Here is a 20,956-nt window from a genome sequence, read left to right as displayed (position 1 = left end):
TGCGCGACGGCCGAGGAGGCAACAGCCATGTTAAAGAAGATCATCGCCACCGGGCTCGCCGCCTCTTTCATAGCCACTTCGGCGCTGGCGCAAGACAGCGTACCGTTTGCGGAAGTGCCAACGCCGGAAGATGCCGAAGCTTTGCCTCTGTATGAAGGCGCCGCGCCCGGGTCTGATAATTCTGACCTGGAAGAAGTCTGGCGCAATGCTGGAACCGAACGCTGGGCGACGAATGTCACCCGCCCCACTTTGCTGCCCGTTTTACCAGAAGATCCAGCGGCAACGCGCGCAGCCGTGATCGTGATCCCCGGCGGCGGATTTCAATTCGTGTCGATGGACAATGAGGGCTATGCGATTGCCGACTGGCTGGCCGAACGCGGCGTGGCTGCGTTCATCCTGAAATACCGCACTATGGAAACCCCAACCGAGCCAGAGGCGTTTGGCGCCTTTATGAGCGCGCTCTGGGCGCCGCAGCCAGGCGATCCGCAGGTCGATGTGACCCAAGGTATTCCCTTCGCTGTTGCCGATGCTCAAGCGGCCTTAGAGCTGGTCCGCGCGAACAGCGAAGCCTGGGGCTATGACGCGGACAAGATTGGCATGCTTGGCTTCTCAGCAGGGGCGATCACCGCCCTAGGCGTCACGCTTTCAGACGCGGACCAAGCGCCAAAGCCCGATTATATTGGCTATATTTACGGTCCAATGGATGCTGTGGACGTGCCCGAAGGCGCACCGCCAATGTTCGCAGCTCTCGCAGCGGATGACGGTCTTTTTGCCGGTCGCGGTTTCGGCGTCGTTGAGGCCTGGCAGGCCGCTGGCATTCCAGTTGAGTTTCACTATTACCTGTCCGGCGGTCACGGCTTTGGCAGCTATAAGCGCGGTGTTCCAGCAGATGATTGGTTCGACCAATTCATGGGCTGGATGAAGGCGCAAGATCTGCTCGCGCCTCCAGCAGGAGAATAGTTACTCTTCCTCAAATACCTCTTCGAGAAACTCGGCCTGCGCGCGGTAATAGAACAAACGGTTCGACAATTTCCGCCAGCCATGGCCCTCATCCTCGATCCGGATGTATGGCGCCTCGATGCCATTCGATCGCAGGGTTTTGACCATCACTTCGGTCTCGTAAATATCGATCCGCGGATCCATGACACCATGCGAGAAGAGCACCGGAACTTTGATCTTATCGGCCAAACGGATCGGCGAGTTTTCAGTGTAATAGTCGATCCATTTTTGCTCGCGGATATCGCCATACTCAATCCGGTCAGAGGCTTTGAGTGCTGGCGAGGCAATCTGTAAGGCCGTAACCCAATCAGCCACCCCAAACAGGCTGACACCCGCTGAGAACGTGTCTGGATAGAGAGCCAAGACGGCGTTGACCAGATAGCCGCCATAGGAGCCGCCAGCGACCGCTGAACGGTCCATATCGACCCGGCCATCTGCGCGCAGATAATCTGCCATATCGATCAGATCGCGGACACTATCGCGACGGTTCTCTTGATCATCGAGCGTCACATAGGTTCGGCCAAAGCCCGTCGATCCGCGAACGTTTGGTTCAAACACAGCGATGCCGCGATCGACATGATATTGTACAATCGGATCAAAACTTGCCCGCGATTGTGAGGTCGGTCCGCCATGCACGATAAACAGGACCGGCGGCAGGACATCTTCTGTCTGAGAAGCGTCGTCCGGAAGATAGAGCAGCCCCTGAATATCAACGCCGTCTCGCGCCGGGATGGTGACGCTCTCGGGACGCACAAACCGGTTCAGGTCGAGGCCTGCACTCGTCGAGGTGAAAGTTGGGCTGACCGCGTTGCGGCTTAGGTCCCAGACTTTGATATCGCCTGGTGTGTTCCAGCCATTAATGCCAATCGCCATGCGGTCAGAACCGAGCGCGCAGCTAATGCCGTAAACTCCTTCGGCCAAACGTGGCGTCGTTACTGCGTCGCCGGTCGCCAAGTCGCGGACATGAAGCGTGTCGAACCCATCGACGTTTTCGGCAAAAGCGAGGTATCCGCCGGTTTCACCGCAAAGTTCGATTTGACTGGCATCGCGGTCTGTTTCAACCGCGACACTGAGCTCGCCTGATGCCACGTCATAGAGGTGCACTGCGGAAAATTCCCGCTCGACATTGCTGGAGAAGTAAAAGCCTGAATTGTCTGGAAGCCAGGCGAAGCCGCCATCACCGTGATTAGCGCGCGGGCTCGGCGCCGAGACGGTTGTCATCTCTTTGGTCTCGACATCCATCAAATAGAGATTGTCAGAATCTTCGCCGACCGTTTCTGTCACAATCAGATATTTGCCATCCGGTGAGAGCGCGCGTGCGAAATAGCCAAAAGTGCCTTCAAACAGAAGTTCGGTTTCACCTGTCGTCAGATCGGCTTTGTAGAGATCGAAATCGAGACCATTCCGTTCCGTCGACGCATAAACCGCTTCAGTGCCGCTGGCCGCGATATCGCCGAACGATCGGAAGCCACCTTCAACAGCCGGCAGTAAGAGCCGTTCTGTGTGCCCGTCGGGGGAGACAAAATAATAGGATTCCTGCTCATTGCCGTCATTGTCCGCGCCATAGATTAAGCCCGAACCGTCCGGCATCCATCTGAAGAATGTGATGCCATTGCCAAAGGTGAGCTGCTGCGCCGCGCCGCCTGTCGCCCGCGACACCCATAATTGCGGCACACCAGTCACGCTGTAACGGAACGCAACATGTTCCCCGCCCGGCGAAAGACTGGCACCAGACGCGCCGCGCGCCAGCAAATAGCGTGCGATATCGGCAGGGTCGCTGCCCGCCATTCCAACATTCACTTTGCCAGCCTCAGGCGAAATCGCCTGCAGGCTATAGTCTGGCCCGCCAATCGTTTCCTCCGTCTCCAAGACGATTTCCGGCGGCTCTGGCTTTGTTTCAGCCGCCTTAGTCTCAGATTGGGCCGTGGCGCAGGCGGTCAAGGCCGCGCTTAGCGCGATACTGGAAAGCGTAGAACGGGTCATGGTGACGTCTCTTTCTTTGAATCTAAGCGCTATTGCGCGACACGGGCGGGCCCCAGGATAACGGCATTGGCCAGCAGCATATTCAGCCCATTGAGATAAGCCCGTGTGGTCGGGCTTTGGGTGAAACCGATCACCACGCCATTGCCTTGGCGCTCGGCCATCACAAATGGCTTAAACGCCAACTGCGCGCGGTTTTCTTCCCAAAGATAACCGCTTTCGAGCAGCGTCTCAGCATCGGCAAAGCGGAACACATTTGTCCCGTCACTTTCATTCAGGGGCCGATAGATTTCCCGCCCCGTCACCAAGGCGGTCGCTTCTGTATAGCCTGCCGCGAGCCAATGGTCGGGATCGGCAATCGTCTTGACCAGAACTCCTGGAATGTCTTCCGGGCGGGCGCGGTGATCGTGAATATGTTCCTCATATTCTGCCAGCGAGGCAAAATTGATCCCCGGCACGCGGCCATTATCAGACTCGTCTGCAGCCGCCCCATCACTTGTCGCAAGCTCTAACTGGGTCGACAATAAACCAACCTCCTTGGCTGCGATTTCGCTTACCCCGGTTGAGAACGCGATCAACACGCCGCCTTCTTTGACAAATTCTTTGAGCGGCTCTGCGGACCCCATTTGCGCGACCAAGCCGCCATACGTGTCCGGAATGATCAACACATCATAAGCTGACAGGTCAGCATGGGCGAGCGCCGAGACGCGGATCGGGGTCACCGGCACGCCAAGCTGATGTTCCAACACAAACCGAGAATTACCCGCTGAAGTCGGGCTGGTGCCATTGCCCCAGGCGATCGCAACTTCCGGCATGCTCAATGCGGCGAAGGCCGAGCTGCCAAAATTCGGGCCATCCTCAACCCAGCTATTTGCCATTGGGACGATTTCCGCGCCGATCTTTTGGCTCAGGGCGGTAAGATCCCGTCCAAGTTCAGACGAATTGTCCGCGATTGAGAACACCACGCTGCCTGATGGAAAGGTCCGGCCGTTTTGAACAAAGGCTCGATCCGTGGTCTTGCCCTGCAACCCCGCTTTCAGAGCGGCAATGACAAGCCGCGCTTGGCCGCCATCCGTCCACGGGACCACATAGCCGTATTGTCCTGTGCCCGACGTAATCGCCGGGATAGGGTCTGTCGCCGACACGGGAGTCGCTGCAGAGAGATCTACGCGCCGACACTGAACTCGATCGACCCCATCCATAAGCGGCAGGGACCAGGCGGTGACATCATAAAGCTCATGATTGAGCCCGCGTTCACGACGGCTTTCTTGCTCGGCGATAAATTCGGGCGCCAAAGGCGTCGACTGGCTTAGGAGCGTTTTGATCAGGCGCCCTTGCGGCTGAGCCATATCAATAATCAGCGCGCCGTCGGGATAGCTGACGCGGCATTGCTCGCTGCCGGCGGGGACGCGTTGAACGGCAATCCCCTGCTGGGCCAGTCGGCGTCCCATGGCTTCGGCTTCATATCGAGAAGATGCCAGATTCAAGACGATATAGCGATCGCTCGCACCGGATGCCTCATCGATCGCGGTGCGGCGGAACTCAGCGTAATCGGTCAAGAACGCATTCTTGTTACGGGCGACGATTTCCAAAGTCGCGAGCGATGTCAGCACATTATTGCGCACGCCTTCGGCATAGGTCAGCAGCGTTCCATCCGAGCGCGCGAAGATGAGCCCACGCGGGGAGGCCTGCTCAAATGTCATCGCAATTGCGCCATTCAATGTTGGCCACATATCGCCATAGCCGGGATAAAACGCGTCAAACACTTCGCGGGTAAAATAGTCGACGCCAAAGCGGTCGAACCAGCTCGCCATATTGCGTCCCAGCTGAGTCTGACGCCCGAGCTGCGAGTCGGTGATGTTCGGATTGTACGGGCGCGCCGCGGGCGGGAAATAATAGGTGCTATCACCGCCCATCTCATGGCTGTCGACATAGATCACTGGATGCCATTGCATGACCGCATCAATTTTGCCCCGAGTTTCGGGCTGCGTCATCGCGAACCAGTCGCGGTTTAGATCAAACAAATAGTGATTATAGCGCCCGCGTGGCCAAGGCTGATCATGCTCGGCTGCGAACCGGTCGGCTCTCGGCTTGAGACCCAGCGCGGATGCAAAACTATGCACGAACCGGTCCCGGCCGTCCGGATTTTGGCTCGGATCAATAATGATGATCGAATTGGCCAGAACCGTATCGACCAGGGCGTCATTTTCTGCCGCGATCAGATGGTACGCCATGAACAGTGCGCTATCGGGCGGCGTGATTTCATCGCCATGGACACCATAAGACAGCCAAACCACGGCGGGCGTCGCTTCGAGCGTCTCAGCCGCCAGGGTCTCTCCAGTCGCTAGTGTTGAGAGATCAGCCTGAATAGACTCGAGCCGCGCCATATTCTCCGGCGATGAGATTACCGCATAGACCAATTCTCGGCCTTGCCAGGTCTCGCCATAAGGGCGGACCTGCATCCGATCGGGGGCATGATCGGCCAAAGCGCGCAGAAATTTGGTGATGTCCGCAGCCGACGAAATCATCCCGCCATGTTCATGCCCGACCACTTCCGGCAAGGTAGGAACGTCGCCATCATAATTGGTTTCTGGATAGGCTTGCGCATGTGCGCCCATCGCCAAACTGGTCGCCAAAAATAGGCCCGCAACTATTCTAAAAATGCCCACGTCTCACTTCCCATCTTCTATAGTTCAAGCCGTTATCGCACGCGCGGCTTGATCCGTTCTAGACCCGCCAAAAATTTTAAAGGCTCGCCTTACTCGTCAGGCGACCGTGCCACCCCTTCACGACGTGGATCAGCCCCGCCGAGCAGCCCGTCTTCGGTCACCAAGATCACGTGCAGACCACTATTCTCGCCGCGCCGTTCCTCAACATTATAGCCCGCCGCCTTAAGCTCATCGGCCACTTCTTGGCCGCCTTCACGATCAACTTCGACGCCAACACTTTCGCCACGAGCGATGATGTTCGGCAAGGCGACCGCCTCTTGCGGCGTGTGATCCCAGGCCAACACCCCAAGAATGGATTTCGCCGTATAAGCAACGATCGAATTACCGCCTGGCGAGCCGGTGACCATTTTCACGTCGCCGGCTTGGTCAAAGATAATCGTCGGCGACATGGAACTACGCGGACGTTTTTTTGGCCCCGGCGCGTTCGCAACAGGCAGATTTGATTTGCGCGGTTCTCTGGCAAAATCGGTCAGCTCATTATTCAGCAAGAACCCGTTCACCATGCGCGAGTTTCCGAACGCCGCTTCAACCGTCGCTGTCATCGAAACCGCATTGCCTTCGCCATCAATGATCGACAAATGCGTTGTGCCGGGCGCGTCTTCGGTTGGGTCTTGGCCCCACATGCCGACCATTGGATTGCCACCCAATGCGACACCAGGATCGCCGGGGGTCGGGGTTGCGCCCGGTTCAAACACTTCCGTCGCCCGCACGTCGAGATAGGTCGGATTGATCAGGTCGGCTGACGGAACTTGGACAAAATCAGCATCGGCAACATAGTGATCGCGGTCCGCATAAGCGAGGCGCTGAGCGTCAACAAAGGCGCGCAAGAATTGCTCAGGCTCTGTCGCGCCCTCTGGTAGCAAGCGGTCATACAGGCCGGTAATCGCATTTTGAGTGATCCCGCCTGAGCTTGGCGGCGGCGCCGAGCAAATCTTATATTCGCGCCAGTCCCCACACAGCGGGGGGCGGGTTTTCACTTCGTAGGATTCAATGTCCTCAACGCTCAGAGAACCTGGACGCGGCTCTTCGGCAAGCGTTGCGACGATGGCTTCAGGAATTTCGCCTTTATAAAATGCGTCAGTGCCCTCAGTCGCCACCCGGCGGAGCGTTTCGGCATAATCCGGATTGTCCCTGACAAAGCCCTCAGCAAGCGGTTCGCCGTCGGGATAGAAATAGGCGGCGCTGACCGGATGATCATCGATGCGCGTGAACATCCGCAAACGGTCACTGGCCAGCGTATTCGCTAAGCGCGGACTGACTTCAAACCCGTTCTCCGCAAGCGCGATGGCAGAGTCAAAGTTTGACGCCCAATCCATCTTACCATGGGCATCATGTGCGGTTTTATAAAGCGCGATCGCGCCGGGAACACCAGCAGACTTTCCGGATTGCCAAGCTTCCAAAAAGCCGAGCACTTCGCCATTCTCGATGAAAAGATTTTCATCTGCCGCTGACGGTGCGGTCTCGCGTCCGTCATAGACAACCGTCTCGCCGCTGGCCCGGTCATAAACCACCATGAAGGCGCCGCCGCCAATGCCAGACGATTGCGGCTCTACAAGCCCCAGCACCGTATGAACCGCAATCGCGGCATCCACCGCATGGCCGCCATTGCGCAAGACTTCCAGGCCAGCTTCAACCGCACGGGGATCGGCGGCTGCCACCATCGCGCCTTTGGTCCAGTCCGCACTCGTCTCTTCAACCGGCGGGACCGGAGGCGCTTCAATCTCAATCTCTGCCTCTTGCGGCTGACAGGCCGCGATAAAAAGAGCTGACGCTCCGGCGAGAAGGATAGTTTTTACTGACATTCGATGGCGCTCCGACTTGGCGATTTCTGATCCTCACCGTAGAGCGTAAGCGAATGACAGGAAAGAGATTTCAATGTCCCAGCCGGGTAAAAACAATCTGATCACGGATATTGCTGGAATTCGCGTAGGCAATGCGCATGACGCGGCCGCGAAGACAGGAACATCTGTTATAGTTTGCGACACGCCCAGCGTCGGCGCAGCTGCGGTTGCGGGCGGCGGCCCAGGGACACGCGAGACGGACTTATTGCTCGCTGACAAATTGGTGGATCATGTCGACGCGATCGTCCTGTCAGGCGGCAGCGCTTATGGACTCGCTGCCGGGGATGGCGTCGCCGCCGCCCTCGGCGCACAAGGCCGCGGATTTGGCCTGGTCGACCGCCCAGGTGTTCCGAAAACGCCAATCGTCCCTGCCGCCATTCTCTACGATCTCGCAAATGGGGGTGACAAATCCTGGGGCGATCAGCCGCCTTATCAAAACCTCGGACGCGCTGCCTTCGAGGCTGCCGTTCCCGGCCCTTTCGAGCTTGGCCCGTCCGGCGCAGGCTTTGGCGCGCAAGCCGGTCAGTTTCGCGGCGGTCTAGGCTCCGCTTCGATTGTCACCGAAGACGGTATGAGCGTCGGCGCGATCACGGCAGTCAATTGCTTTGGCTCAGTGTTTATGCCGGGCACAGACGCGTTTTGGGCCTGGCCTTACGAGATCAATGGCGAGTTTGGTGGCGCACGGCCGCCTGCCACCTATCGCGCCGACGCAGAAGATTGGGGCCCGGCAAAACAGAACCCGCAGCTGGGCGAGAACACCACGATTGGTTGCATCGCCACTGATATCGCCCTCACGTCTGGCCAAGCGCACCGGGTGGCGCAAATGGCGCTCGCCGGATTTGCCCGCGCCATACGCCCCGTCTTTGCACCATTTGATGGCGATGTTGTCTTCGTTATTTCAACCGCCCAAAGGCCACTTCCAGACCCAGATGCTTTGAGTTTGGCCCGCCTCGGCGAACTTGCGGCAAACACGCTGGCCAGAGCGGTTGCGCGCGGCGTTTACGAAGCGCAGTAATTTCCTGATATCAGGTGTTGCCATCACGTGGGGCCGAGAGTATGTGTCCCGCTTCCGCGCTTCGGTAGCTCAGTTGGATAGAGTACTTGGCTACGAACCAAGGGGTCGGGGGTTCGAATCCTCCCCGAAGCGCCACTTTTCTCTTCGCCTTTTCAATAAATGATGGATCAAAAATCATCAGACCCCGAAATGATCGAGTCGATCTAGAGGATTTCTCGCGGCAAGCGTTGCCAAATTAGGCGGTCAGTCTATGCCTTAAGCCAACAATAGATCGACGTTGAGATTGGGAGCTCATCATGATTTTCAAGCGATTCCTCACTGCCCTTGCTGGGACAGTTATTGCCGCTGGCTTTGCGGCTGCCGAAACCGGAACCGTCATTAAAGGCGCCGACATCATTGATGTCATCGACGGCAAGAAAGTCCGCGGCCAAGTCGTTGCGGTGCAGGACGGCCTAATCACCTATATCGGCTCTGAACGTCGTTTGCCCGACGGCGAGTGGACCGAGATTGATCTGTCTGGCGCCACCTTGATGCCAGGGCTCTCAGATAGCCATGTCCACCTGACCTCCGGCGCCAACGTGCATGGCTTCCGCCGCCTGACCCGGTCCACCGCGCGCGGCGCCATTAGCGGTGTGGTCAACGCGAAAACGACGCTCCTCGCAGGATTCACCACGGTGCGAAATCTCGGCGCGGCGGGCTTCACCGATATCGATCTGATGAAAGCCATCAATGAGGGTGAAATTATCGGGCCGCGCATTATCGGCGCGGGCCAATCGATTGGGATTACAGGGGGCCATTGCGGCGATGCCACTTTGCTTCCTTATGAGGCCCAACGCAAAACCGGGGGCCGCGCAGATGGACCTTGGGAAGTCCGTCAGAAAGTCCGCGAGAACAAAAAGTATGGCGCCCGGGTGATTAAGTTTTGCGGCACCGGCGGCGTGCTCTCGCCCAATACGTCAATCAACGCTCAGCAATACTCGCTCGAAGAAATGAAGGCGATTGTTGATGAAGCCAGATTGCTGGACCTGAAAGTTGCGGTCCATGCCCACGGCCCGCGCGGCATTCAATCTGCGCTCGAGGCCGGGGTCGACTCAGTCGAGCATGCCAGCATGATCACCGATGAAGGTATCGCGCTCGCAATTGAGCAAGGCACCTATCTGTCCATGGATATTTATGTCTCTGACTATATCCTGTCCGAAGGCGAAGCCGCTGGAATTTTGGAAGAGTCACTCGCCAAAGAACGTATGGTCGGCCGGCTCCAACGGGAACGGTTCCAGGCTGCGGTCGAAGCGGGCGCCAATATGGCCTTTGGCAGCGATGCGGGCGTCTATCCGCACGGCACCAATGCGCGCCAGTTCCCGAAAATGGTCGAATGGGGCATGAGCCCGATGCAAGCGATCCAAACCGCCACCATCAGCAATGCGACCCTGTTTGGCTTGGAAGATGAAATTGGCTCGATCACAATTGGCAAAGCCGCAGATATGATCGCGGTAGACGGTGATCCGCTCTCCGATATCGCAGAGCTCCAAGACGTTGATTTCGTCATGAAAGGTGGCGTGGTTTATTTGAACGAGATCAATCGATAAGCTCAGTTGCATCCATACAGCCGGCCTCAACCAGAATGTTTAAGGCCGGGTCGATCCCTGGCCGGTAGCGTTTCCAACGGGCCAGCGAACTCGTGTACAAAGGCTGACGCACTTGTGCAGAACTTGCCGTGGCAACCGGTGCCCGATTGGTGTGAAAATCGATACAAGCCTGCTCAAATGGCAAGCCGCAAAAATCGAGCAATCGGCGGGTTTCAGTATCGATATCTGCAACCACAGATTCGTAGCGAACCGTTGTGAACCGCGTATTGGGAAGCGCATTCTCAAACTGCTCCACCATATGCTTAAACCAGGTAAAATAGCGCGCCGTTGCTTCAAGATCATAGGCATAATTGTAATATGAAAACGAGGTCGCGAAGAGCTGGCGATAATTGCTGAGTACGGTATCGGCAGGATGCCGCAACAAACAGATGACCCGCGCGTTTGGGATCGCCTTTAAGATCAATGGCGCATAAACCACGTTCAATGGCATCTTGTCGGTAAAGATTGGTGTTTCGATTCCAACCGTCTCACGCACCCGGCGAATGTATGCCGCCCCAAGCTCCTCAAGCGGCGCGGACTTACCCGCCGCTAGGGTTGGTCCGTCCAGCACGAACGGCCCAGGACTTTTGACCTGCTGTTTCAAGAGCAGCCCGAAGTCGGTTAGCTCACCCGCCGGAGACACCTGACTATGGCTTGAGAGAATTCGATCGACCAGAGTGGTGCCTGTCCGCGGCATTCCGACAATAAAAATAGGACCCGGCGCGTCAGGCGCAGCAATCGGGAGGTCTCCCGCCAAGGCACAAGCCTGTTCGAAGACCCGCGCGTCAAAGCTTGGATCATAGTTGAGCTCTTGGCGTTTTTTGACCTTCGCTTTTTCAAGCCAAATAAGGGCGTTCGCCCCGTCCTGGAGATCCTCATACGCCTTTGCAATGGCGTGCCCGATATTCAGACTTGCATTGGCGTCTTGGCTGAACCGCGGAAACAAAGCTTCGAGCTCAGCGATATCGTTTTCGTCAGCTGTCTGTTTCGTGATCGTTACCATCGCGGCGCGGGCGCGGGCATCCAAAGGATCGAGCGCGATCACTTTACTATAGGCTTCTCGTGCCTCCTCCATCTTGCCAATGAATTGAAGCGCTGCACCATAATTGTAGAAATATTCAGGCTGGTTCGGCGCCCCTGCCACGGCTTTCTGATAGAATGGAATCGCTTCTTCGTGGCGTCCGGCGCGAGAAAGCACGACGCCAAGCGTATCCAATGTAAATGGCGTGAGATCTTTTATTAGCGACGCTTGTTTCACCGCATCCAATGCAGCTTCACGTTGGTTCAGCGTCAGTAAGTTTCGCGCTTTTTGAGCGTGCGAGGGCGCGTGATCAGGCGCAAATCCCAGCGCGCGATCGAACAGCTCTACGGCTTTCGCGTGGTTGGCATGGTCTGCGGTCAGAATGCCGAGCAGATAGTAAGCGAGATGGTTTTTGGGGTCTTGTTGCAGAACTGTCAGGCATCGCGCATGGGCGTCGCGATAAGCCTTTTGCGCTAATAGCTTTTGCGCCTCTTCCAGGAGTTGGGACACTGACATGCTTGTTTCTATCTCCAAGGCTGTCTCTGAAAACCGGCCTGATGCTGAAAAATGAGGCAAAAATGCATCAATCGCGGAGAAAATCCATTCTTGCGCGGTGAAAACTGTCACAGGCGCTTTGAGATCTCAGGAAGCTGAGTGAACTGATACATGGAGAGAGTACTACTAAGACACTGCGATAATCTATTTGGAGGACAATATGAGTCAAAAGAATCGCTTTTTAGTTTCTGGGAGCATGCTGGCGTTAGCATCTTCTGGACTAATCTTCGCAGCGCCTGCGATCGCCCAAGATGATGGCGAACCAGACGAGTTACGCGCTGATACCGTAATTGTTACAGCAACCCGCCGCGCCGAAGGCGTTCAGGACATTCCTTTGAACATTGCCGCGGTTGGCGAAGCTCAGATTGAAGAGCAGGGTTTTGACGAACTCGCTGATACGCTCGCCTTTGTTCCCGGGATTAACGTAGTTGATAATGGCGGCCGTCAGGGCAACCCTATCATCGTTCGAGGCTTGAACGCTGAGCCGCTCGGCTCAGGTGACGGCAACAATGATGGCGGCGGCACAGTTGCCACCTATCTTGGCGAAATTCCAGTCTTTGTTGACCTGAAACTGAATGACCTACAACGGGTCGAAGTTCTGCTTGGGCCACAAGGGACTCTGTACGGTGCGGGTACGCTTGGCGGCGCCATCCGTTACATTCCGAACAAACCCGATTTCAATGGCGACCTGTTTAGTGTTCGCTCAGAAATCTCTCAATACAGCAAGGCTGATGATTTCAGCTATGAGGCTGGCTTTACCTTCAACAAAGCATTGGGCGATAATTTTGCTATTCGCGGTTCACTGGATCTAGAAGACGATAGCGGTTTCATCGATTATCCGTTTGTGGTCCAACAAATCGGTGTGTCTGATCCAGACCCGGACTTCTCAGACCCAGCTGCACTCGCTGCTAACTTCAATCCACAAAAAGACGTGAACAGCGAAGAGACCCTCTCCGGTCGTATCGCCGCGCGCTGGGCGCCAACTGAATGGCTCGATGGCACACTCACATACTATTATCAGAACGCTGATATTGGTGGACGTCAGTTCTCTAGCCTGCGTTCAACCGTACCAGCTGGTCGCTATGAATCAGGTCTGCGGGTTGTCGAACCAAACGAGATCACCAACGACTTGCTCGCGCTGGAAGTAACAGCCGATCTCGGATTTGCTGAACTCACCTCTGCGACTGGTTTCAGCCGGTTTGAGGATAAGGGACAACGCGATCAAACCGATCTTTTGATCACGCTCGAGTATAGCTATGAATCATTCCCGACATTCACGGCGTTTACGTTTGAAGAAGGTCGTGCGGAGCGGATCAACCAAGAAGCTCGATTGGTTTCGACTCATGACGGCCCGTTTAATTGGATCGTCGGCGGTTTCTATAACAATCTCCGCGAATGGGGCTCTTCATCCGAGTTTACTCCAGGTTATCCTGAGTTCGCCGGATTTGATCGTCCAGACGCGCTCGAATATTTCTCGATCGGCAACGATGAAACCGAAGAAATCGCGTTTTTCGGGGAAATTGGCTATGACATCACCGATCGTTGGTCGGTGAATTTCGGGGCACGGTACTATGAGTATGATGTGCAGTCATTCTCAACCCAGTCCTTCCCGCTATTCGACCCAACTTTTGTTGCGCAGTCATTGGGCGAAATCAAGGATACGCCCTACGATCCGGCACTGGCGCAGTCTCGCAGCGGTGAACTGTTCAAGTTCAACACGTCTTATGACGTGACCGACGATGTTCTGGTCTACTTCACCTATAGTGAAGGCTATCGGATTGGTGGCCGTAACGGTACCGCACCTTGTCCTGATCTCGGACCGGATGCATCGGTTCAACAAGGCGCTTGTGCCCTCGCACCTGGACAAGAGTTCCTCGAAGCTGACGGCTCTCGTGGGGTTTCAACTCGTGATGAAACACAGTTCGGTCCCGATACGACGGCCAACTATGAGCTCGGGTTCAAAAGCACCATCCTTGATGGCACTCTGGACCTGAATGCCGCGGCCTATTTGATCGAATGGGACGGTGCTCAGCTTGGTTCGGCGACGGTGAACGCGAATATTCCGATCACCATCAATGCCGACGGCGCTGAGACTCGGGGTGTTGAGATTTCTGGTAACTGGCGTCCGAGCGAGTATTTCAGCTTGCGCGGCAGCTACAGCAACATCAGAGCAGAACTGACGGCAGACGTACCGTCTCTTATCCGGACGATTAACCCTCCAGGATTTGGATCTGCGTTTATCGACGGTCTCGCCGGAGATCAGTTGCCCGGTGCACCAGAGCATCAATTCTCTTTCTTTGGCACATACAATCACCCACTCGCCAATGGCAGAGACTTGGCCTTTAACTTTGGTTATTCGTGGCAAGGAGATGTCTTGACGCGAACTGCAAGCAAAGGCGAAGGCGTGATCCTGAAGCCTGTTCGTGTGGCGAATGCTTCAGTCGTTTACGATGCCGACACGTGGAGAGCGACTCTGTTCGCGAACAACCTGTTTGATGAGTATAATGAAACAGGTATTCGGACCACACCGCTGTCTAACCAGACGGTCAATGGCGCGAATGTTAGATCACATGGTGCCTTTGTTGGTGCACCACGATCCATCGGTGTTCGCTTCACTTGGGACATCTTTGACGGCACATAAGCGCGTCATCATCGACAATAAGGAAAGGCCGGATCATCTGATCCGGCCTTTTTCTGTGCTCAAATGAACCACAAAAATGGGTTCTTAGTCCGGCATCTCAATCCGCCGATAAACCAGGTCAGCATAATCATTGACCAGAGCTTCCGACGCATTTCCCGGTTTATAGGTGTGCTCACCAATCTCAGCCACTGGGGTGATCTCGGCAGCTGACCCCGTGATGAAACATTCATCAAAAGTCGAGAGCTCATCTGGCATGATGGCCCGCTCGATGACTTCAATCTGGCGCGCTTTGGCCAGCTTAATTGCCGTCTGGCGGGTGATGCCATTGAGGAAACAATCGGCCGTCGGCGTATGCAATGCGCCATCGCGCATGAAAAAGATATTCGCGCCTGTCGCTTCTGCGACTTGGCCGCGATAGTCGAGCATCAGTGCATCCGCATAACCTTCATTCTCTGCCGCATGCTTGGACAGCGTACAAATCATGTAGAGACCCGCGGCTTTCGCATGACATGGCGCCGTGAGCGGGTCTGGACGACGATACATCGCATGCGTCATCCGGATGCCTTTCATCTTATCGGCGAAATAGTCGCCCCAGGCCCAAACGGCGACCGCCAAGTGGATGGAATTACTTTGCGCGGAAACGCCCATCATTTCGCTGCCGCGCCAAGCAAAGGCGCGGACATAGGCATTTTCCAAGCCGGACTTTGCCAACGTCTCGGCTTTGATCGCTTCGAGCTCATCAACCGACACCGGCAGCTCAAAGCCCATAATCTTGGCAGAGTTCGCTAACCGCTCAGAGTGCCGACGTGAGGCATAGATCACACCGCCATAAGCACGCTCGCCCTCGAACACACATGAGGCATAATGCATTGCATGGGTCAGCACGTGGACTTTCGTGTCGCGCCATGGGACGAACTGCCCGTCCATCCAGATATAGCCGTCACGATCATCATAGGCTTGGTCTGCCATTCTCTTTTCCTGTCTTGCACTTTTACCCAATTCACGGGCATTCTCAGATCACTATGGTGGATGTCAACCAAATACGCGCGAATGCCCCCGGATTCGACCCCCGACTCTTCTTAAGAGACGAAGAGCTGGATTACGGAATTGCATTGCTCTTGGCCGGAGAGCGCGCTCTGATGAAAGCGGCGGGCGACATTGCACGTGACTTTTCGCTTCCCGTTCTAGCAGCGCGTGTGCTGGTAACCGTGCGCTTTCAGCCCGGTCACACGGTGAATGCCCTTCGCGAACAATTGGACGCAACCACCCCAACATTTGCCCGTATCATCGCAGATCTCGAAAAACGGGGCTTGATTGAGCGTCGGCAATCTGCACAAGGCGATCGGCGCACGCGGCAATTGTTTTTGACCTATGAAGGCAAACGCGTCACCGATCCCGCAACCATCGCGATGCGCGACCGGCTTCGACACGCCTATCGCAGCGCCGGCTCCGGCGCCGTGGGCGGGGTCCGTATGGTGTTGGAGGCGCTATTATGAGCAGAGAAACGCATCTTCTTGTGGTCGATGATGATGACCGGATCCGTGAATTGTTGAAGCAATATCTGACGCGCCAAGGCCATTCGGTGACCACTGCTTCCGAGGCCACCGCGGCGCGGAAATTGTTCCAAACCTTTAGCTTCGATCTCGCGATTTTTGACATCATGATGCCGGGCGAAGACGGGCTCAGCCTGCTTAAAGCCCTGCGCGACGAGGGCAATGAAACGCCGGTCTTGTTGCTCACGGCTCGCGGGCAAGCCAGTGACCGGATCGAAGGTTTGCGGCTCGGCGCCGATGATTATCTGCCCAAGCCGTTCGAACCGGAAGAATTGGCGTTGCGCACCGCAGCCATTCTGAAGCGAAGCCATGTCCCCCCGCCGCCAAGCGAGATTGAAATGTCGGGCCTGGTCTTCGACCCAATGAAGGGTCTGTTGACCGGCCCGAGCGGGAATATTCGCCTAACCGATAGCGAGCATCAATTGCTGTCCATCTTGTCGAAAAACCCGGGCGAACCCGTATCGCGAGAAGCGCTCGCCGCACAAACATCGAACGGTACTGAGCGCAGCATCGACGTCCAGGTGACGCGGCTCAGAAAGAAAATCGAACCTGACCCGAGGAACCCCATTCACATCCAAACAGTACGAGGTATCGGTTATCGCCTGATGCCAGACTAAACAGAGTACAATCAAAGGGGCTCTCTATGCTAAAAGTTCACCACCTTCGCGTTGGGCGCTCCGTTTTCACGGTATGGCTGCTTGAAGAGCTCGGCGCACCTTATGAGCTCGAAATCTATATTCGCAACGAAATGGGCCGCGCGCCCCCGGAATTGAAAAACGCTCATCCGCTCGGCAAATCGCCGGTGATTGAGGATGACGGCTTCATCCTCGCAGAATCTGGCGCCATCGCGCTCTATTTGCTGGAGAAGTTCGATCCGGAGAACAAGCTCGGCCCACCGGAAGGCGACCTGAAAGCCAAAGGCGAATGGAACCAATGGCTGATGTATTCAGAAGCCTCCGCTTTTGCGCCGCTGCTGATGAAGCTGCTGCTCAGCCGTATGGAAGATAAGCCGCCAGTCTTCGACATGTTCGCCTCTGGCGAGGTTGCGTTGCAACTTGGTTATCTTGAAGCGCGCTTGGCCGACCGTGAGTTCGTTATGGGCGATCGGTTCACAGCGCCCGACATTGGCACGACGTATATCGCGCAAATGGCTGAACGGCTGGGTGAAATTGGACCCTATCCAAACCTCGCTGCCTATTTAGCTCGCAATACTGCAAGACCCGCGTTTCAGCGAGCCTTGGAAAAAACCGGCGGCTAACCGGACAGCTGAATGATCTCGTCATTGAGAAAGGGTTTTGCGCATCGCCTTCTTATCGCGCCATTGAACAGGGTTGAGACGCCCCGGCGATTGATTCAGCTGGTGGGTTCGGGGCATGAGCCATCGCTGAAACGATTTTCGCAGATGATCCCGACTGAGCGCGGATCTACCCAAATCGAGGCATTAAACCTATAAAGAACGAATGGATCATCCCGCCCAGACTTTTCGACCTGGACCGCTTTCAAGCACGCTGATTGGCCTTTCGCGCCATACCCCGTTCGGTCGAGGCGGCCTGCGCAAGCTCATGGCGAAAAGCGTGCGTGCGCTCAATCCGGGCCACCCTTTGGATGTCAGCCTCTATGGCGGCCAAGCCAGACTGCATCACACAGGAAATAATTCTGAAGTCAAAGCCTTGCTCAGCCCCAAACGCTATGCGCGCGAAGAGTATGCATTTTGCCGGTCGCACATGCCGCGCGCTGGCGGCACGTTCCTCGACATTGGCGGCAATGCTGGCGTGTTCAGCCTGTATGTCGCATCTTTGATGAATACGGGGACGCTGATCGCCGCCGAGCCGCAACCCGCTATGTATGAGCGTCTGAAGACAAATTTCGCGCTCAATCCTCACCTTGCTGAGCGATTGACCCTATCCCTGAATCAAACCGCCGTCGGCGGTGACGCAGTGGGCACACTGACGATTTCAACGCCCGAAAGTGCTGGCCAAGCCTCGGCACGTGTGAAAGCCGGTGATCCGACGATCGAGGTTCCGGTCATTCCGATGTTAAAGCTGTTGAACCAATCCGGCGCCCAAAAACTTGATCTGCTCAAAATCGATGTCGAAGGCTTTGAAGATGGCGTCCTGTTTCCGTTTTTTGCACAAGCGTCGAAAGAGCTGCATCCCAAAGCCGTGGTTATGGAGGCCTGTCATGCGCATCGCTGGGAACGCGATTGTGAGGCCCTCTTGCTCGAACAGGGATACAAGATTGTGCATAAGGATCGCACCAATATGATGCTGGTTTTGGATGCGTGACGAGATGAGCGGCTTTCGACTTAGAGATTACACGCCCCGCGGCCTCTATGCGCGCCTCGCTGCATTGGTCGCGCTGCCGGTAATTGCCATTTTTGCGATCTTTTCGCTCTATTATTATCAAGAACACATTAGCGAGGTGAATGAAAAACTCTCGCAATCGATTGCCCGTGAAGTCGGCCTGATCGTCGATATCTGCGCGGCGGCAGATCATGATCAAAGGCGGGAAACACTCGTCGAAAATCAGCTCGGCCTGATGTTCGACTGCGACCATCCCGGGAAAATGCAATGGCCAGAAGCTGCGCGTGAGCGATTCAGTTATGATAAGGTGCTGCGCGGTCAGTTGGCGTCGGTTACAAGTCAATCATTCGAGGTGCGGACAGTACAAACAGGCCGTGTCCTCGACTTCCGTACGGAAGCGGAGACCGGCACAGTACGAGTGTTGATTGATCGCAAACGGGCTCTCGCCGCCAACACGCATTTTACAATCGTTTGGGTCTTACTCGGCGCAGTCATCATGTTAGCGCTCGCTTTTGCATTCTTGCGCAATCAAGTGCGGTCCATTTTGCGTCTCACCGAAGCGGCAAAAGCGTTTGGGCGCGGCCGTGATATGCCAGGCTTTCGCCCCAGCGGCGCCACCGAGATTAGAGATGCGGCGCGCGCTGTCACCGATATGCGCTCCCGCCTGATGGCCTTCACGGATCAGCGCACGGCGATGCTCGCTGGGGTCAGCCATGATCTGCGGACTCCGCTCACGCGGCTGAAGCTCCAGCTCGCAATGCTCGAACAGACCGAAGAAATCACCGGCGCCCGGACCGATCTCGAAGACATGTCGAAGATGCTCGATGAATATCTTGCCTTTGCCAGCGGCGAGGAAGGCGAACGGGCCGAGGCGCTGCGGCTTGATCATATCACCCGCACTGTGGCCGAACGGATCGACGGTGCAGAAGTGGTCGAAGCTGGAGAGATCTCCGTGACCGTGCGCCCGATGGCGCTGACCCGCACGCTGACCAATCTGATGACCAATGGCGTCGGCTACGGCACACGCTGCGAGGTGCGGCTGGTCAAAGGCCCGCGCATGGCTGAGATTCTGTTAGATGATAATGGCCCTGGCATTGCCGAAGACCAGCGCGAAGACGCGTTTCGTCCATTCCACAGACTAGATGATGGGCGATCGCAAAATGTTGCTGGAACAGGTCTGGGGCTGACGCTGGCGCGAGATTTCGCGCGCCTACATGGCGGCGACATTCGCCTTGAAGATAGTCCGCTGGGCGGCCTACGCGTGCGTTTGAGACTGCCTTATTAGGCCTCGTCCTGTTCAGGCTCGGCCGGCTTCTGTTTGCGTCCGCGATTTTTGATCCACGCGGCGCGCTCTTCGATCTTGATCAGCTCGGAATCCAAAGCAGCCATGGTGCGACTAAGGTCAGCACTGGTTTCTTGGCGCCAAGCGCGTTCCGCCTGTGCAATCGCCCAAGCCAACGCCGTGATTTGGACCCCGCGCGGGATGCGGCTCGCCCCGTCTAGGCCAGCGCAAGCCAGCGCCCATTTCGCCGTTTGCGCGCGCGCCTGAAGCCGCAAGGCAAGGCCATCAATCGACCTGTCTCGCCAGCGCAAATAGGACATCGCGCCATCGCGAACCTCTTCCATGGTTTCGAACCGGAGCATGATGACATCGAACAGGCGCGTCCGCGCGGTCTCATCCTCGTCGATGGAGCCTTCGCTCATCCCTGCATCGAAGATGCGTTCAACCGCTGCGGAGAGATCATCCTTATCGGCGACACCATGAAAGTCTTTCAGAGTGAGCCCTGCTTCCTGCGCGATTTCCGCGAGCGTGAGATCGCCCCACTTTCCGGTCTCGGCCAGCTTGAGCGCTGCCTGTACGCCGGTCTCGATGATTTCATCTCGGCTCATTCGGTCTCCTTTGAGAGGGCAATATCACGCGCGATGGCGGCACCGACCGCTTTCTCAAATACAGATGGCATCGCCTCGGGCGACATCAAGACTTCCAGCGCCGCCTGCGTCACTCCGTTCGGCGAGGTGACATTCTTGCGCAAGGTCGCGGCCTCCTCTTCGGAGCCCTCCATCAGAGCTCCCGCTCCTTCCACAGTCTTACGGGCGAGACGCATAGCGAGCGCAGGGTCGAGCCCATGGGCGGCGCCAGCGGCAGCCATCACTTCAGCCAGTAGGAACCCATAAGCCGGGCCGCAGCCGGACACCGCCGTCGCCGCGGGCAGCAAGTCTTCACCGATTGGCCCCTCCACTTCGCCAAGCGGCGCGAGTAGAGCTTTTAGGCCATCAACCGCATCTGAAGATGTTTCAGGCTTGGTACATAAGATAGTGACGCCTTTACCCACCAAGCCCGGCGTATTGGGCATCGCGCGCGCGACATTGGTGGTTCCGAGCTTGGCTTCAAGCGTCGCCAAGGTGACGCCCGCCATGATCGATAGGATGTGCGTATCTGGTCCAACCCGCGCCGCGATTTCATCCGCCAAGGATCCAAACATTTGCGGTTTCACGGCCACCACTAGCATCTCAGCGGGTTCGCGATCGGGGTTTAAACGAACACTACCATCGCTGCCCCAAGCCTGGACAATGGGTGCTGGCGCGGGATCGACAATATCAATATTGCCTCGCAATCCTGCCTTAAGCCAGCCGCCTGCAAGGGCCGAGCCCATGCGGCCAGCGCCAATCAGCGTGATATGTGTATCTGTCATG

At 56.5% G+C, this 20,956-nt stretch carries 16 protein-coding genes and 1 tRNA gene; 10 read left to right on the top strand and 7 right to left on the bottom strand.

Annotation, left to right across the window (positions count from 1 at the left end):
• Window positions 1-27: 27 nt before the first annotated feature.
• Entirely contained in the window at window positions 28-960 is a 933-nt protein-coding gene (locus MY069_RS12070) for an alpha/beta hydrolase (protein ID WP_482794035.1), read from the top strand.
• On the opposite strand, the gene MY069_RS12065 is transcribed toward MY069_RS12070, so the two are convergent.
• From MY069_RS12065 to ggt, 3 genes are all read right to left on the bottom strand, one after another.
• Entirely contained in the window at window positions 961-2,982 is a 2,022-nt protein-coding gene (locus tag MY069_RS12065; protein WP_482794034.1) for a S9 family peptidase, read from the bottom strand.
• Window positions 2,983-3,011: 29 nt separating this feature from the next.
• Window positions 3,012-5,648 (bottom strand): M14 family zinc carboxypeptidase, encoded by a 2,637-nt coding sequence (locus MY069_RS12060; RefSeq protein WP_482794033.1) that lies wholly within the window; start codon window positions 5,646-5,648, stop codon window positions 3,012-3,014.
• Between the two features lie 89 nt (window positions 5,649-5,737).
• A complete protein-coding gene (gene ggt, locus MY069_RS12055; RefSeq protein ID WP_482794032.1) occupies window positions 5,738-7,510 on the bottom strand; it encodes a gamma-glutamyltransferase in 1,773 nt (590 codons plus the stop codon).
• 73 nt (window positions 7,511-7,583) lie between these two features.
• On the opposite strand from ggt, the gene MY069_RS12050 reads away from it, so the two are divergent.
• From MY069_RS12050 to MY069_RS12040, 3 genes are all read left to right on the top strand, one after another.
• Entirely contained in the window at window positions 7,584-8,564 is a 981-nt protein-coding gene (locus MY069_RS12050; protein WP_482794031.1) for a P1 family peptidase, read from the top strand.
• Window positions 8,565-8,622: 58 nt separating this feature from the next.
• A tRNA-Arg gene (locus tag MY069_RS12045) sits at window positions 8,623-8,699 on the top strand.
• Window positions 8,700-8,860: 161 nt separating this feature from the next.
• On the top strand, window positions 8,861-10,150 hold the full coding sequence (locus MY069_RS12040; RefSeq protein WP_482794030.1) for a Xaa-Pro dipeptidase: 1,290 nt from the start codon (window positions 8,861-8,863) through the stop codon (window positions 10,148-10,150).
• Here the strand turns inward: MY069_RS12040 and MY069_RS12035 are convergent.
• Window positions 10,140-11,726 carry a tetratricopeptide repeat-containing sulfotransferase family protein gene (locus MY069_RS12035; protein ID WP_482794029.1) on the bottom strand — a complete coding sequence of 529 codons (1,587 nt, stop codon included), beginning with the start codon at window positions 11,724-11,726 and terminating at the stop codon, window positions 10,140-10,142. The genes MY069_RS12040 and MY069_RS12035 overlap by 11 nt on opposite strands.
• 199 nt (window positions 11,727-11,925) lie before the next feature.
• Between MY069_RS12035 and MY069_RS12030 the strand changes: the two genes are divergently transcribed.
• A complete protein-coding gene (locus MY069_RS12030; RefSeq protein WP_482794028.1) occupies window positions 11,926-14,406 on the top strand; it encodes a TonB-dependent receptor in 2,481 nt (826 codons plus the stop codon).
• 84 nt (window positions 14,407-14,490) lie between these two features.
• On the opposite strand, the gene MY069_RS12025 is transcribed toward MY069_RS12030, so the two are convergent.
• Window positions 14,491-15,375, bottom strand: coding sequence for a branched-chain amino acid aminotransferase (locus MY069_RS12025; protein WP_482794027.1), 885 nt, complete (start codon window positions 15,373-15,375; stop codon window positions 14,491-14,493).
• Between the two features lie 53 nt (window positions 15,376-15,428).
• On the opposite strand from MY069_RS12025, the gene MY069_RS12020 reads away from it, so the two are divergent.
• From MY069_RS12020 to MY069_RS12000, 5 genes are all read left to right on the top strand, one after another.
• Window positions 15,429-15,902 carry a MarR family winged helix-turn-helix transcriptional regulator gene (locus tag MY069_RS12020; RefSeq protein WP_482794026.1) on the top strand — a complete coding sequence of 158 codons (474 nt, stop codon included), beginning with the start codon at window positions 15,429-15,431 and terminating at the stop codon, window positions 15,900-15,902.
• Window positions 15,899-16,576, top strand: coding sequence for a response regulator (locus MY069_RS12015; protein ID WP_482794025.1), 678 nt, complete (start codon window positions 15,899-15,901; stop codon window positions 16,574-16,576). The genes MY069_RS12020 and MY069_RS12015 overlap by 4 nt, the downstream gene beginning before the upstream one ends.
• 26 nt (window positions 16,577-16,602) lie before the next feature.
• Window positions 16,603-17,217: a glutathione S-transferase family protein gene (locus MY069_RS12010; RefSeq protein WP_482794024.1), complete on the top strand. Its 615-nt coding sequence runs from the start codon at window positions 16,603-16,605 to the stop codon at window positions 17,215-17,217.
• A gap of 202 nt (window positions 17,218-17,419) precedes the next feature.
• A complete protein-coding gene (locus MY069_RS12005; RefSeq protein WP_482794023.1) occupies window positions 17,420-18,244 on the top strand; it encodes an FkbM family methyltransferase in 825 nt (274 codons plus the stop codon).
• Window positions 18,245-18,248: 4 nt separating this feature from the next.
• The gene (locus MY069_RS12000; protein ID WP_482794022.1) at window positions 18,249-19,547 is read left to right on the top strand and encodes an ATP-binding protein; all 1,299 of its coding nucleotides are present in this window, start codon (window positions 18,249-18,251) and stop codon (window positions 19,545-19,547) included.
• Here MY069_RS12000 and MY069_RS11995 read toward each other — a convergent pair.
• Window positions 19,544-20,152, bottom strand: coding sequence for a hypothetical protein (locus MY069_RS11995; protein WP_482794021.1), 609 nt, complete (start codon window positions 20,150-20,152; stop codon window positions 19,544-19,546). The genes MY069_RS12000 and MY069_RS11995 overlap by 4 nt on opposite strands.
• On the bottom strand, window positions 20,149-20,955 hold the full coding sequence (gene proC / locus MY069_RS11990) for a pyrroline-5-carboxylate reductase (protein WP_482794020.1): 807 nt from the start codon (window positions 20,953-20,955) through the stop codon (window positions 20,149-20,151). The genes MY069_RS11995 and proC overlap by 4 nt, the downstream gene beginning before the upstream one ends.
• Window position 20,956 lies beyond the last annotated feature (1 nt).

The organism is Hyphomonas sp. ske169, assembly GCF_056850855.1.
This window is presented reverse-complemented; position numbering and strand designations above follow the sequence as displayed.

Coding starts and splice junctions, on each gene's coding strand:
- MY069_RS12070 (WP_482794035.1), top strand. CDS start 28: ATGTTAAAGAAGATCATCGCCACCGGGCTCGCCGCCTCTTTCATAGCC.
- MY069_RS12065 (WP_482794034.1), bottom strand. CDS start 2,982: ATGACCCGTTCTACGCTTTCCAGTATCGCGCTAAGCGCGGCCTTGACC.
- ggt (WP_482794032.1), bottom strand. CDS start 7,510: ATGTCAGTAAAAACTATCCTTCTCGCCGGAGCGTCAGCTCTTTTTATC.
- MY069_RS12050 (WP_482794031.1), top strand. CDS start 7,584: ATGTCCCAGCCGGGTAAAAACAATCTGATCACGGATATTGCTGGAATT.
- MY069_RS12040 (WP_482794030.1), top strand. CDS start 8,861: ATGATTTTCAAGCGATTCCTCACTGCCCTTGCTGGGACAGTTATTGCC.
- MY069_RS12035 (WP_482794029.1), bottom strand. CDS start 11,726: ATGTCAGTGTCCCAACTCCTGGAAGAGGCGCAAAAGCTATTAGCGCAA.
- MY069_RS12030 (WP_482794028.1), top strand. CDS start 11,926: ATGAGTCAAAAGAATCGCTTTTTAGTTTCTGGGAGCATGCTGGCGTTA.
- MY069_RS12025 (WP_482794027.1), bottom strand. CDS start 15,375: ATGGCAGACCAAGCCTATGATGATCGTGACGGCTATATCTGGATGGAC.
- MY069_RS12020 (WP_482794026.1), top strand. CDS start 15,429: ATGGTGGATGTCAACCAAATACGCGCGAATGCCCCCGGATTCGACCCC.
- MY069_RS12015 (WP_482794025.1), top strand. CDS start 15,899: ATGAGCAGAGAAACGCATCTTCTTGTGGTCGATGATGATGACCGGATC.
- MY069_RS12010 (WP_482794024.1), top strand. CDS start 16,603: ATGCTAAAAGTTCACCACCTTCGCGTTGGGCGCTCCGTTTTCACGGTA.
- MY069_RS12005 (WP_482794023.1), top strand. CDS start 17,420: ATGGATCATCCCGCCCAGACTTTTCGACCTGGACCGCTTTCAAGCACG.
- MY069_RS12000 (WP_482794022.1), top strand. CDS start 18,249: ATGAGCGGCTTTCGACTTAGAGATTACACGCCCCGCGGCCTCTATGCG.
- MY069_RS11995 (WP_482794021.1), bottom strand. CDS start 20,152: ATGAGCCGAGATGAAATCATCGAGACCGGCGTACAGGCAGCGCTCAAG.
- proC (WP_482794020.1), bottom strand. CDS start 20,955: ATGACAGATACACATATCACGCTGATTGGCGCTGGCCGCATGGGCTCG.